The following is a 12,578-nucleotide window of genomic DNA, read 5'->3' on the forward strand; positions in this document are numbered from 1 at the left end:
AGTGTCGCGTCTTATCCCTTACTGCCTGCTTGGTGCTTTAAGCCTGTTTTTTGTGCTTGGCTTTTGCTGGCAGCCTTATGATCCGGATATGGTGGATTTGGGCAATCGTTATGCTTCATCGTCATGGACACATTGGCTTGGTACTGATCATCTGGGGCGAGATTTGTTTTCGCGCATTATGGTGGGTGGCTGGCGCACCGGCAGTGTGATTGTCTGCGTCATGCTGGTGGGTTTTACGGGTGGTGCGTTGCTTGGCACCACCGCTGCGGTTTTGGGTGATTGGCGCGGCAATGCGCTTTTGCGGCTATGCGAAATGTCGATTGTTATCCCGACACTCATTATTGCGCTGACAGCGGCGGCGATCTTTGGCCTAACCCCATTAAGTGCGAGCTTGGCCTTGGGGTTTGCTGGTGTCGGCCCGCATGCTTTATTGGCGCACACACTTACACGGCGTATTTTGGGGCGGCCCTTTGTGCAGGCAGCACATGCCTTGGGAGTAGGGCGGATAAGGCTGATATTCCGGCATATTTTGCCCAATAGTCTGCCGGTGATGCTTACTTATGTTGGCAGTCAGGCAGGTATGGCGGTGGTGGCTTATGCCTCGCTTGCTTTTATCGGTCTTGGCGCTGATCCGTCAAAGCCGGATTGGGGTTCGATGTTGTTTGAATACCGGATGTTTATCTTTGATTATCCGATGCTGATGATCTGGCCGGGTGTGGCGATTGCGGTGACAACTGGTTTGCTCAATTGGATTTTTGATCCGGAAACGGATACAGAAAATAGCCTGAAGCCAGAGCATTCTATACGATAGATTGTATAAAACGACATTATACGGCAATTGGTATATTTTGAAATTATACGCTTAAACGTATATTGCTTGAATATCGCATTTAGCGTATAAATAACCGATGAAACAATTAGCCCGCAGTCCGGAACAGATAGGTAACCTTATTCGCCGCGCCCGCAAAAAGCAGGGGCTCAGTCAGGCAGAGCTTGGCGAGCGCACAGGTTTGCGTCAGGCGAGTATTTCGCTGCTTGAAAGCGGAAATCCGGCCATTCGGCTGGATAATTTGCTAAGCGTTTTAGCGGTACTTGATCTCGATATGAGCATCGGCATCCGCAGCCAAACAAGCCTTAGCGATCTGGAAGACTGGCTCGTTTAATGGCACGGCGCGCGCAATATCGCCCGCTTCGGGTGCTTTTGAACAATCGTCTGGTTGGTTTTTTACGCAAATTTCCAAGCAATGCCATTGAGTTTCAATATGATGTTTCATGGCTTGATCGCCCAAATAGTTTCCCGATATCGCTTTCGCTGCCTTTGCGCGAGGATGCTTATCGCGGCGAGGTGGTGAGTGCGGTTTTTGACAATCTTTTGCCGGATTCACCGCATTTGCGCCGTTTGGTAGCTGAAAAAACCGGCGCGCGCAGTGCTGATGCTTATGGGCTTTTACAAGCAATCGGCCGCGATTGTGTCGGAGCCTTGCAGTTCTTGGATGATGATGCTGATCACAGCCTTGAGCACAATATTGAAGGCGAGGTGGTGGATGACAGCCAAATCGAAGCGATTTTAAACAATCTGGCTTTGGCACCTTTGGGGTTGGGGCGCGACAGTGATTTTCGCATTTCGGTGGCAGGTGCGCAGGAAAAAACCGCACTTTTGCGCTATCAGGATCAATGGCTTAAACCCTTTGGCACCACGCCAACGACGCATATTTTCAAAACGCAAATCGGCACTTTGCCCAATGGCATCAATCTCAACAACAGTGTCGAGAATGAGTTTTATTGCATGAGCTTGTTTAAAGCTTTCGGCTTGCCGGTTGCCAATGTGGAAATGCAGCACTTTGGTAGCACAAAAGCTTTGGTGATTGAGCGTTTTGATCGCGCTTGGCGGGAAAATGCCTCAAGCAAGAGGGCGGGGGAGGGGAGAAGAGGGGAGCGCTTGTTGCGTCTGCCGCAAGAAGATATGTGTCAGGCTTTATCTTGCCCGCCGAGCCTTAAATATCAGGCCGATGGCGGGCCTGGCATTGTGCAGGTGCTCAATTTGTTAAAAGCAAGTGATAATCCGCAACGCGATCAAACGCGTTTTATGATTGCGCAAATCCTGTTCTGGATGATTGGCGCAACCGACGGGCATGCGAAAAATTTCAGCATTTTCATGCTGCCGGGCGGCGGTTTTAAAATGACGCCGTTTTACGATATTTTGACAGTCTTGCCCAATCTGGCGCAGAGGCAAATTGAACGGCGACAGATGAAGCTTGCAATGTCGGTGGGGCAAAATAAGCATTATCTCTGCCATGAAATCCAGCCGCGCCATTTTATGCAAAGTATTGCTAAAGCAGGGCTTGCAAAAATCATTGTGCGCGATGCGTTTGACTATATCATGGCCCATTTTGATCAGGCATTTGAAAATGTAGTGCTGGTTTTGCCGGATGATTTTCCGTTTAGCTTGCATGAATTGGTCAAAGCTTCAGCCATTGAGAAGCGAAAGCTGATTGAGCAATATTGCCAAGAACTTTGATCTAAAAACGGGCAATCGTGAAAGCGACAAATCTTTCACGATTGCAAAAGTTTATTCAGCCGCTTCTGCACAAAGTGCTGCATTGGCGGGTGCAAAACGCATGCCTAAACGGTCAATCATGGATTGATCCTGCCATGCTGCGGGATTGCCGGTTGTAAGCAAAACATCACCCACAAAGATGGAATTGGCCCCAGCTAAAAAGCATAAAACCTGCAATTCTTCGCTCATGCCGGTGCGGCCGGCCGATAGGCGCACCACGCTTTGCGGCATTAAAATCCGCGCCAAGGCAATGGTTCTGACCAGAGAGAATGGCTCCACCGGTTGCGCGCGTTTTTGCACCGGTGTTTTGTCGATCTCGTTCCAGAGATTGATCGGCACACTATCGGGATGGGCGGGCAGTGTGGCGAGTGTCACAAGCATGGAGATGCGGTCATCCAGCTTTTCACCCATGCCCAGAATACCGCCACAACAGACTTTGATGCCGCCTTTGCGCACCTGTTCCACGGTCTGCAAGCGATCTTCCATGGTTCGGGTGGTTGCAATTTCGCGGTAATAGTCGGGCGAGGTATCAATATTATGGTTATAGAAATCAAGCCCTGCGCTTTTAAGCTGTGCAACCTGCTCCGGCGATAACATGCCAAGCGTCATGCAGGTTTCCAAGCCCAACTCGCGCACACCTTTGACCATGGCGCAAAGCTTGTCCATGTCTCGGTTTTTGGGGCTTCGCCATGCAGCTCCCATGCAAAAACGCTGCGCGCCGGATGTTTTGGCGCGTCTTGCCGCCTTTAAAACATCATCGACATCCATCAGCTTGGTGGCTTTGACACCGGTATCGTGATGCACACTTTGCGAGCAATAACCGCAATCTTCCGGACAGCCACCAGTTTTGATCGAGAGCAGACTTGCTGTTTCAATGGTGATAGGGTCAAAATATTGACGGTGGGTTACTTGCGCGCGGTGCATCAGATCGGGGAAGGGCAGTGCATGAATGGCACGCGCTTCTTCCATTGTCCAATTGGTGCGGATCATGGGTTTGTCACCTTGGCGAGGTTTTTAAAGCCATAAAGAAGCGCGACACCTAATGCCACTTTAAGCAGATCACCTAACAAAAATGGTGTGAGGCCGATGGAAAGGAGATTGGTGGCTGGTACAAATGCTGTCAACCAGAGCAGGCCGCAGATATAGGTCACAGCCAGACCGCTCAACATGGCAGCGCTTGTGCGTAGGAGATTACCTTTGGCGGCAAGTGTTGGCGTGAGCCAGCTAGCCAATAAATAGCCAATCAGATAGCCGCCGGTTGGCCCCATTGCATAGGCAAAGCCGATGCCCCTCTCCGGCGATCCCGAAAAAACAGGCAGCCCGGCAAGGCCGGCTGCAAGATATGTGGCCATTGCCGCCAGCCCCAAACGCGGCCCAACAGCAACTGCCAACGTTAAAACCGCCAAAGTGTGCAAAGTCATAGGCACCGGCCAAAACGGGATCTGAATTTTTGCCCCGATTGTAATAATCGTCGCTCCACAGATGACGAGGGCCGTTTTTTTGACCATATTTGATGGCCGAAGCCGTGAATTTGCTGTTGCCTGCATTATTAAAAATCTCCAAGTAATTCGATTTATCTATAATAATGGAGTGAAATTTAAAATTGCAATAGTAATATAGATTATTTTTATAGATTTTATTATATTATAGATAATTTATTTAAGTATCTGTAATCGTTTGATTAATGCTGATGCCATTTTAAATGAAAATGAAATTTCAGCACCAATTCATATGGTTTTAATTTCAAAGAAACACAGCACTTAGGATGCAAGGCCAAAACAATGAGCGACTCAAATATTATTATCTATAATTATTAGTTCTTGATAAGTGGGATTTATCATAAAGGAAAAGAGAAATTGTAATGCTCATTGCTGGACATCTAGATGGTTGAAAACCGTGTTTGAAATGTGCGGCGTTTTTCTATATAGGCCTATAAAGGCTTGAGCCTTGCTCGGTTTATTGAACATTATCTCTGGCAGATAATAGATCACTGCTTTTTATGAAGCCGCATTCGGGACGACCCGAAACGTGTAATTCAGGCGGGGACGACCCCAAAAGTGGTTGTATAAAATGTCCCGACTGAAACATTCTCCTCAACTTGTTACTGCTTTCAAACTCATCGCAATTTGGTGTGTTGTAGCGGTGTTTTTAGCGTTTGGCACTGATTGGCTGAGCGCGCAAATGCCCCTTGGAACGGCGCTGATCGGTTTTGTAATTCTGTTCGCCACCATTTTGGCCGCATCTTTTGGTGTGGTGCATGAAGCGGATGAATTGGCGCAACGATTGGGTGAGCCTTACGGCACGCTGATTTTGACGCTTTCGATTGTTTTTATCGAGGTGATTTTGATTGTCTCGGTGCTTTTAGGGCCGGGTGAGGCGCCTACCATCGGGCGTGACTCGATTTTTGCGGTGATGATGATCATCATGAATTTGGTCACCGGCCTTTGTTTGCTTGCAGGCGCATTGCGCAATGGCGAGCAGGAATATAATGCCCAAGGCTCGCTGTCTTATCTTTCGATGATTATTGTGCTGGCTGGCATTGCGTTTTTGCTGCCCAATACATTGGCGCAAAATTCAGGCAGTTTTTCTGCCATACAGGCCGTTGTCATCGCGAGCTTGACGATATTGCTTTATGCGAGCTTTTTATATTTTCAAATGGGGCAATATAAAACGCATTTTCAACAGCCGCCAAAAGGGGCGATGTCGATAGCCCGCGTTGAAAGCACTCAAGTAGAACAGGCTGAAAAAGCGCCGCTTGATATGCGCAAAAACATCGGCCACGCTATCAAGCTAGTGGCTTTCATGGTGCCGATTGTATTGCTGTCCAAATATCTGGCAATCATCATTGATTATGGCGTGGCAACCAGTGGGGCGCCGATTGCGCTTGGCGGTTTGTTGATTGCGATTATTGTTTTCACGCCGGAGTCGATCACCGCGATTAAAGCTGCGCTCAACAATGAAACGCAGCGCGCGGTTAATCTCTGTTTGGGGGCTTTTGTTTCGACAGTCGGTCTGACAGTTCCGGCAGTTTTGGCAATTGGTCTTCTGACCGGAAAAACCGTCACCTTCGGCATTTCAGTCACTGAAACTGTGCTTTTTGCTATGACCCTAGTTTTAAGCACTTTCACCTATCTGGGCCAGAAAACCACTGCCATTCAGGGGCTTTTGCATCTGGTGTTGTTTGCGGTTTTCACGCTGACATTGCTGAGCGCATAAAACAACAAAGGCAGCATTTGATGCTGCCTTTTATTATTATTCTTTTAAACGATCGCTGTCTTTGCAGAGGAAACAAAGCTCCTCATGAGGATCGGCGGAAAGTGACGCGAAAATAATTGCGCCGTCATACGGCATGATAATATCGCGCCCATCGGCGCGCTTGCCGATAATCTCGCCAGCTTTCACCGCTTCGCCGGCGGTAAAATGTTTCACCAAACGGTCATCAGGATGCTGGCTTAAAATCGGATCACAAATTTCCAAGGTGCGCGGAGCGGGAACTTTGGGTTGCGTATCTTCTATCATGCCAAGGGTCATCATACCATTAACGACACAATCATAACCGACCTGCGGCCCTTGCGGATCAAGATGCTGGCCGCATTCAACTGTAATGGCATAGCCACCGGAAAAACGCATATATTCTGTAGTGCCAACACCATGCAAAGAGGCCAAGCCTTCGGATACACCTGCTTGGCGTTTCATTTCCAAGGCCTTTTCATGGGCGGGAAGCCAGCCATAGGCCACCATTGGCAGGCCGAAGGATTTGACCAGCTTTTCTTCAGCCTTTGCATGTTTGAAAGGCTCAAGTTCACCATCATTGTCATGCGGGCCGATCAGTGCAAAAGCATGGCCTTGTGAATTGAATGAATGAAGATCAATCAGCACATCTGCGCCACGGAAAAGCGGGCACAAGACATTGGCGACACGGTCTTCATTATCTTGCGGGATGGCGCTTTCGGCCAAGTTGCGGTTGAGATTACGGTCGCCGATGCGGGTATTATTATGACGCGCCAACGCATTGACGACAGGCACGAAAGTCACCTGACCATGCAACAATTGCCGTTTGCCGGAGCGAAATTCTTCTATCAGACGTGCAATCGCCAAAGGCCCTGCGGGTTCATTGCCATGCACGGAACCGGTGACAATCAGGCGCGGACCTTTATGCAATCCGTAAAAACTGACCGTTTCAATAGATGTGAGATTGCTTTGCATTTAGTTGCCTGCCTCATTATTTGCCGAATTGGCTGGCTGAATATCGATCATCATGCCTGGTTTTAAACGGCGGGCGAGTTCTTCCAGATGTTCATGTGCCACAACCACACAACCGGCAGTACCGCTATAATCAGGGCGTGCGGCATGGATAAAAATCGCAGAGCCTGCACCTTTAACCGGCACGGCATCATTCCAGCCCACTGGAATGAACATATCAAACAGCCTTTCGCCACGGCGTGAAGGCTGGCTTTCATCCGTTTCAAATACCAGCTGATTGTAAAATTCGCTCGAAGGATCTTCGCTCCAGCGATAATTTTCAGGCTTAGGCAAAAAAGGGAAATCAAAGCTGCGAAAAGCACCACTGAAAACTGTCGGGTCATAAAAACCATAACGCAGCGGATAGCGGCCAATTGGCGTTTTGGCGTCGCCCTCGCGTTTATCAGCAGGCTGAGCCAAGCCATTGCGACCGGTGGCACATTGCACGCTCCAATCACCAATGGACAATGTGCCGATATGCGGGTTTTGCGGATCTTGTCCGGTGCGTACAACAATAACCGGCTGTGAAAGCGTGGAGCTATTTTCTGAAACTGATGACATGGGTGCAAATCTTACAGGTTTAAGGCTGATATAAATTGACCTGACAATTACATGCTTTGGTTAAAAAACCAATCTATAAGAGAGACTGAAATGAAACTGGCTTTTAAATGGCAAAAAGCCCGCTGCATCGTAAAATTTCAATGCAGCGGGCTATCGTCTAAACTTTGGATATGAGCGGCTTATTTACCCTGTTTTGCCAGTTCCAAAAATTCGGTGATGGAGCCGTATTTCTTCGGGCTTTGCAAAACCTGAGTGGCAAATTGCAGGATTTTCTTCTCGATGCCTGCACGCTTTTCATCATCTTCAATCATATCAACATCAATGACATGGGCGCGGCCAATAGTGCGGCGGATCATTTCGGTTGCGGCATAGCCGACGCTATCCTGCAAGAGATTGTCGAGATAATCATGCAGCACCGAATTGAGCGCGGCAGTGGCTGCACCATTTGGTTGGGCAAAACCGGCATCTTGATAAGCGCCACCTGTGCGACCTTCATGCCAAAGGGCTGTAAATTTTTGGCTAAAGCCTGTCCAGATATCTTCAATCATTTTTAGCACTGCAAGACGATAGGCGGCGCGGTCATTTTCCGTTGATTGATACGCTTCCTGCGCATAATAATTGATCAGTAAATTGCCGATCAGAATGCCGATATCAAAACCCATTGGCCCGAAAACGGCAAATTCCGGATCAATCACTTTGGTTTCATCAGCCGTCAGCATGATGGAGCCGGAATGGAGATCGGCATGGAGCAAAGCTTCTGATCGAGTGAGGAACTTATATTTGAGATCCGCAACACGCAGTTTCAGCGCCAGATTATTCTGGATAGCGTGAACGGTTTCGTCCAAAGCCGGGCTTGTCCAGCGATTGTTTTCGGATGCCGTGAACGGCTCGTTGAAGATCAAGCGCTCTGTGATTTCGCACAGTTCAACATTACGCGCGAAATAGGCCACCATTTCGCGCTTTTTTGACGGATCAAGTGCAAAATCCGATGTGCCATAGAGGCATTTGGCCAGATAGGTGGAAATATGATCGGCAAATTTTGGATATTCAACACCATCAATCATGCCTTTGCGCATGATGATGTGGGGCGATAAAAATTCCATTACCATCAAAGATTGTTCGGTATCAAAATGATGGATATGCGGAATATAATCCGGCGCAAGGCGGGCAAATTCGCGTAAAGCCGCAGTTTCAAAAGCCAGCCGCTCGCAGGTTAATGCGCGCGCGCCGCCTGACATACGCGAATAAGGCAGCGCTTGTTTGAAGGCAAGAGCGGCCATTTTATTGGTGACAAAGAAAACGAAATTCAAATTGCCGTCGCCGATTTCATCAACGCGCACATCGCTTAAATCATTGCCAAATATTTGATGAAGATGCGGCTGCGATGCGATGTAACTTTTAAGCGTCTCTTCATTAAAAGCTTTCGCCAATAGCTGATTGGCTGCGTTCGTCATAATGCCTCAGTTTCCGGAAGAGGTTCTGTCAGATATTTTGCTTATGTGTTTGAGTTTCCTCCAAATGGTTTTCTCAAACAGCAGCAAAATGTGTTTGATCTGACTAGTCTCCCATTCGTCAGATCAAATTAATATACGCATTCGTCTAATTATCATATCACAATTTAGAAATTCGCTGTCAATATCTATTGTTATATCAAATATATTACGGCATGCTGCACCGGTGGGAACGAAGAAGGTAGCTATGAGTGATTTAAAAAACGACCTGACGGTTGAAAATTCTGCGGATACGACAACACCGCGCAATATCACGCGCCAGATCGCTGATGACATCCGCGATAGTATCTTGAACGGTGATCTCAAAATCGGTGAACGCTTGCTGACGGAAGAGGAACTGGCGGAACATTATGGTGTTTCGGGGCCAACCATCCGTGAAGTGTTGAAACGTTTGGCTGCCCAGCATTTGGTACGCTCCAAGCGGGGGCCGGGGGGCGGCACTTTTGTCAATCGTCCAAGCTTTGAGCAGGCACGCGAAAACATGGTCGGTATCATGATGCTGCTTAGCAGTCTTGGCTCGTTTTCCTTGGTCGATATTGCCGAATTTCGCCACGATACAGGGCTTATCTGCTTATCTTATGCGGTGCAAAGGCGCACCGATGAAGACCTGATCAATATGGAAAAACTGTTGCTTCAGCAAGAAGATGCCTCGATCAGCGATGTGGATTTTTGCGCCGCCGATGTTGGTTTTCATCAGGCAATTGCGGCCGCCACGGGCAATGGTGTCTATAGTTTTTTCCTGCAAGGTTTGCTGGAAGTGCTGATTCCGCCTGCCAATATGGTGATGTTTAAATTCCGCGACCGTATGATTATTTGCGGGCTTCATCGGCGTATTTTGATGGCAATTTACAGTCGCAATATTCGCGCTGCGGAAGAAGCGTTTATTGAATTAATGGATTATTTGCGCGTCAAATATGCAGAAGCGCAGGACTGGCGTTCCAGTCACGAGGCTGCCAAATAGCAATGAGCGACTTAAAAAAATTTAGATATTGCAATTATTAAATTTTGATATGATAATATCTTTCAAGCAGGCAAATAACATATCGGGAAAGATATGAGCCTGCTTGGAGGAAATTATGCAAACGATCACCATGCCTACCATTATGCGCGAAAGCGTTTTGCTTGAGCCGGATTGCGTCCGTATACTTGACCGGCGCGTTTTTCCTTTTGAGACAACATTCGTCACCTGCAAGACGGTTGAAGATGTTGCCGTTGCCATTGAGGAAATGGTGACGCAGAGCGGCGGCCCTTTTTATGCAGCAAGTGCTGGTATGGTATTGGCAGCGCGTGAAGCTGCAAAATTGAAGTCAGCTGACGAGCGTCTGGCCGCCATGCAAAAAGACGGGGCGCGCTTGGTTGCGACCCGCGCCACCAACAATCACATTGCCCATGTCATTGCGCAGCTTTTGAAAGATGCAAAAGCATTGGTGCTGGATGGCGACCGGTTCGTAAGCGCTTTTGAAGCGCGGGTGCAGGAAATTTGGGCGGCCAAACGTCAGACTGCGCGCAATTTGGGCGAATATGGTGGCCGTGTGATTGAAGATGGTGATGCAGTTTTGACCCATTGCTGGGCAGAATCCACCATTGTTGAAACCGCTGCGGCAGCGCTGCGGATGGGTAAAAAATTTCAGTTCTATTGCTCTGAAACGCGGCCCTATTTGCAAGGCGCTCGTTTGACCGCGCATAGTCTGGCCGAAATGGGCATCGAGGTGACTGTCATCACCGATAATATGGGGGCTCATGCGATGAGCCTTGGCAAAATCAGCCGTTTGATGACAGCTGCCGACCGTGTTTCGATGTCCGGCCATGTCATCAACAAGGTTGGTACTTTGCAACATGCGCTTTCGGCCAATCATTTTGGTCTGCCCTATTTTGCGATGGTGCAGACACCGGATAAATCCGCCAAAACGGCTGCCGATGTGCCGATGGAAGATCGCGACCCGCAGGAAAGCTTGCATTGCCTAGGTCAGCGCACCGCTTCACCATTGGCCAAAGGCTGGTATCCGGCTTTTGACGTGACGCCGCCGCATTTAGTGTCGGGTGTTGTTACCAGTCGCGGTATTTTTTCAGCTTTTGATCTCGCCGATTTTTACAGCGCGGATGAGGGATAAAACTATGACAGAGCGTCTCGAACTGTCAGAACTGATTGCGCGTATCCCGTCAGGCACGAAGCTGGCGGTGCCAGTGGATTATGCCGGTGTTTCGATGGCGGGAACTGCCGAGATCATCCGCCAAAAGATCGGTGGTTTGCATCTTATCTGTGTGCCGACCGGCGGCATGCAGGTGGATATACTGGTAGGTGCAGGTTTGGTTGCTTGTGTGGAAACCAGTGCGGTCAGCCTTGGTGAAGCAGGCGGTGCGCCCTGTTTCAACCGCGCGGTCAAGCAGGGCTCGATCAGGCTGGTGGATGCCACATGTCCGGCCATTCATGCCGGATTGATCGCCGCGCAAAAAGGCGTGCCGTTTTTGCCGATCCGTGGCCTTATCGGTTCTGATGTGTTCAATAATCGCGCTGATTGGAAGTTAATCGACAATCCTTTCGGCGAAGATGATCCGATTGTGCTGATCCCTGCCATTCAGCCGGAATATGCGCTGTTTCATGCGCCATTGGCTGACAAATTCGGCAATGTCTGGATTGGGCGGCGGCGTGAATTGGCGACGATGGCTTATGCAGCCAAACACACGCTGATTACGGTTGAAAAAATCACAGACGATAATCTGCTCGATGATGAAGTAATGGCAGCAGGCGTTTTGCCGTCGCTCTATGTGGATGCTATTGCTCATGTGGCCGGTGGTGCCACACCTTATGGTGTCTGGGGTGAATATCCTGCCGACAGTGAGGAAATCGCAAAATATGCCAAGGCTGCGCAAACGCAAGAAGGCTTTGCTGAATATCTAGCAAGTGCGGCTTGGATACAGGAGACATATTCATGAAACCTGTAACAGATCGTGAGCGCTTGATTGTCACCATTGCCGGATTGCTGCAAGGCGTGCGCCATGTAGCGGTGGGAGCTTCATCGCCAATTCCGGCGGCAGCATCAATGCTCTTGCGAGCGCGTGAAAAAACCGCCGGTAATGCGCCGGTTCGTATTTCCATCCTTGGTTCTGTCAAACATAATTTCTTCACCAATGGTAGTGTGGAACTGTTTGATTGTGCAGCACAAGGGCGCATTGATGCGTTTTTCTTAGGCGGTGGACAGATCGACGGCCAAGGCAATATCAATCTGGTGGGTGTGGGCGATTATCCGCAGAGCAAAGTGCGCTGGCCAGGTTCCTTCGGCTCCAGCTTTCTTTATTTTCAGGTGCCGCGCGTTATTTTGTTTCGGGAGGAACATAGTCCGCGCGTGCTGGTAGAGAAAGTGGATTTCATCAGTGCGCCCGGAACATCCGAACCGAATGTCGAGCGTCATGGCGGGCCGTATGCGCTGTTGACCAGCCGTGCCTTGTTTCATTTTGACAAAGATAAAGCGCGCTTTGTGCTGAAAAGCATTCATCCGGGGCAGACACTAGATGATATCCGTGACGCGACCGGTTTTACCTTTGATATCGCCGATGATTTGGGCGCAACGCCTGATCCGGATGCTGAGACTTTGAAATTGTTACGCGGGGAGGTGCTGGAGGAGCTGGCAGAAACCTATCCGCAATTTGCAGAACTGATGGCGGCTGATCTTCAGTAGCAGTTTCAGTTCGGCGATTTTTTAAAGAAA

13 protein-coding genes are annotated in these 12,578 nt (G+C 49.0%); 8 read left to right on the forward strand and 5 right to left on the reverse strand.

Annotated features, from left to right (window positions below):
- Nucleotide 1: 1 nt before the first annotated feature.
- The 3 genes from JNC77_RS08320 (at nucleotide 2) to JNC77_RS08330 (ending at nucleotide 2,518) form a co-directional block, all read left to right on the forward strand.
- Nucleotides 2-811 (forward strand): ABC transporter permease, encoded by an 810-nt coding sequence (locus JNC77_RS08320; protein WP_374831373.1) that lies wholly within the window; start codon nucleotides 2-4, stop codon nucleotides 809-811.
- Nucleotides 812-908: 97 nt separating this feature from the next.
- Nucleotides 909-1,163, forward strand: a complete 255-nt coding sequence (locus tag JNC77_RS08325; RefSeq protein ID WP_374831375.1) for a helix-turn-helix domain-containing protein — start codon at nucleotides 909-911, stop codon at nucleotides 1,161-1,163.
- Entirely contained in the window at nucleotides 1,163-2,518 is a 1,356-nt protein-coding gene (locus JNC77_RS08330; protein ID WP_374831377.1) for a type II toxin-antitoxin system HipA family toxin, read from the forward strand. Before JNC77_RS08325 ends, JNC77_RS08330 begins: the two co-directional genes overlap by 1 nt.
- A gap of 51 nt (nucleotides 2,519-2,569) precedes the next feature.
- On the opposite strand, the gene bioB is transcribed toward JNC77_RS08330, so the two are convergent.
- Both bioB and JNC77_RS08340 read right to left on the reverse strand, forming a co-directional pair.
- Complete coding sequence (gene bioB / locus JNC77_RS08335; RefSeq protein ID WP_374831379.1) at nucleotides 2,570-3,547, reverse strand: biotin synthase BioB; 978 nt, start codon at nucleotides 3,545-3,547, stop codon at nucleotides 2,570-2,572.
- Nucleotides 3,544-4,065 (reverse strand): biotin transporter BioY, encoded by a 522-nt coding sequence (locus tag JNC77_RS08340; protein ID WP_374831381.1) that lies wholly within the window; start codon nucleotides 4,063-4,065, stop codon nucleotides 3,544-3,546. Before JNC77_RS08340 ends, bioB begins: the two co-directional genes overlap by 4 nt.
- 562 nt (nucleotides 4,066-4,627) lie before the next feature.
- Here JNC77_RS08340 and JNC77_RS08345 point away from each other — a divergent pair.
- Complete coding sequence (locus tag JNC77_RS08345; protein ID WP_374831383.1) at nucleotides 4,628-5,773, forward strand: calcium:cation antiporter; 1,146 nt, start codon at nucleotides 4,628-4,630, stop codon at nucleotides 5,771-5,773.
- 36 nt (nucleotides 5,774-5,809) lie between these two features.
- Here JNC77_RS08345 and JNC77_RS08350 read toward each other — a convergent pair whose 3' ends face one another.
- The 3 genes from JNC77_RS08350 to mtnK all read right to left on the reverse strand — a co-directional run bounded on the left by JNC77_RS08350 (nucleotide 5,810) and on the right by mtnK (nucleotide 8,814).
- Entirely contained in the window at nucleotides 5,810-6,763 is a 954-nt protein-coding gene (locus JNC77_RS08350; RefSeq protein WP_374831385.1) for a succinylglutamate desuccinylase/aspartoacylase family protein, read from the reverse strand.
- Entirely contained in the window at nucleotides 6,764-7,360 is a 597-nt protein-coding gene (locus JNC77_RS08355; protein ID WP_374831387.1) for a L,D-transpeptidase family protein, read from the reverse strand.
- 179 nt (nucleotides 7,361-7,539) lie between these two features.
- Nucleotides 7,540-8,814: an S-methyl-5-thioribose kinase gene (gene mtnK, locus JNC77_RS08360; protein ID WP_374831389.1), complete on the reverse strand. Its 1,275-nt coding sequence runs from the start codon at nucleotides 8,812-8,814 to the stop codon at nucleotides 7,540-7,542.
- A gap of 244 nt (nucleotides 8,815-9,058) precedes the next feature.
- On the opposite strand from mtnK, the gene JNC77_RS08365 reads away from it, so the two are divergent.
- The 4 genes from JNC77_RS08365 (at nucleotide 9,059) to JNC77_RS08380 (ending at nucleotide 12,548) form a co-directional block, all read left to right on the forward strand.
- Nucleotides 9,059-9,832 (forward strand): FadR/GntR family transcriptional regulator, encoded by a 774-nt coding sequence (locus JNC77_RS08365; protein ID WP_374831391.1) that lies wholly within the window; start codon nucleotides 9,059-9,061, stop codon nucleotides 9,830-9,832.
- A 115-nt stretch (nucleotides 9,833-9,947) separates the two neighbouring features.
- Nucleotides 9,948-10,982, forward strand: coding sequence for a s-methyl-5-thioribose-1-phosphate isomerase (locus JNC77_RS08370; protein ID WP_374831393.1), 1,035 nt, complete (start codon nucleotides 9,948-9,950; stop codon nucleotides 10,980-10,982).
- Nucleotides 10,983-10,986: 4 nt separating this feature from the next.
- Nucleotides 10,987-11,805, forward strand: coding sequence for a CoA transferase subunit A (locus tag JNC77_RS08375; protein WP_374831395.1), 819 nt, complete (start codon nucleotides 10,987-10,989; stop codon nucleotides 11,803-11,805).
- A complete protein-coding gene (locus JNC77_RS08380) occupies nucleotides 11,802-12,548 on the forward strand; it encodes a CoA-transferase (RefSeq protein ID WP_374831397.1) in 747 nt (248 codons plus the stop codon). Before JNC77_RS08375 ends, JNC77_RS08380 begins: the two co-directional genes overlap by 4 nt.
- Nucleotides 12,549-12,578: the final 30 nt, after the last annotated feature.

Origin of the sequence: Paenochrobactrum pullorum, from assembly GCF_041929845.1 — a bacterium.
Lineage (GTDB): Bacteria > Pseudomonadota > Alphaproteobacteria > Rhizobiales > Rhizobiaceae > Paenochrobactrum > Paenochrobactrum pullorum.

Coding starts and splice junctions, on each gene's coding strand:
- JNC77_RS08325 (WP_374831375.1), top strand. CDS start 909: ATGAAACAATTAGCCCGCAGTCCGGAACAGATAGGTAACCTTATTCGC.
- JNC77_RS08330 (WP_374831377.1), top strand. CDS start 1,163: ATGGCACGGCGCGCGCAATATCGCCCGCTTCGGGTGCTTTTGAACAAT.
- bioB (WP_374831379.1), bottom strand. CDS start 3,547: ATGATCCGCACCAATTGGACAATGGAAGAAGCGCGTGCCATTCATGCA.
- JNC77_RS08340 (WP_374831381.1), bottom strand. CDS start 4,065: ATGGTCAAAAAAACGGCCCTCGTCATCTGTGGAGCGACGATTATTACA.
- JNC77_RS08345 (WP_374831383.1), top strand. CDS start 4,628: ATGTCCCGACTGAAACATTCTCCTCAACTTGTTACTGCTTTCAAACTC.
- JNC77_RS08350 (WP_374831385.1), bottom strand. CDS start 6,763: ATGCAAAGCAATCTCACATCTATTGAAACGGTCAGTTTTTACGGATTG.
- JNC77_RS08355 (WP_374831387.1), bottom strand. CDS start 7,360: ATGTCATCAGTTTCAGAAAATAGCTCCACGCTTTCACAGCCGGTTATT.
- mtnK (WP_374831389.1), bottom strand. CDS start 8,814: ATGACGAACGCAGCCAATCAGCTATTGGCGAAAGCTTTTAATGAAGAG.
- JNC77_RS08365 (WP_374831391.1), top strand. CDS start 9,059: ATGAGTGATTTAAAAAACGACCTGACGGTTGAAAATTCTGCGGATACG.
- JNC77_RS08370 (WP_374831393.1), top strand. CDS start 9,948: ATGCAAACGATCACCATGCCTACCATTATGCGCGAAAGCGTTTTGCTT.
- JNC77_RS08375 (WP_374831395.1), top strand. CDS start 10,987: ATGACAGAGCGTCTCGAACTGTCAGAACTGATTGCGCGTATCCCGTCA.
- JNC77_RS08380 (WP_374831397.1), top strand. CDS start 11,802: ATGAAACCTGTAACAGATCGTGAGCGCTTGATTGTCACCATTGCCGGA.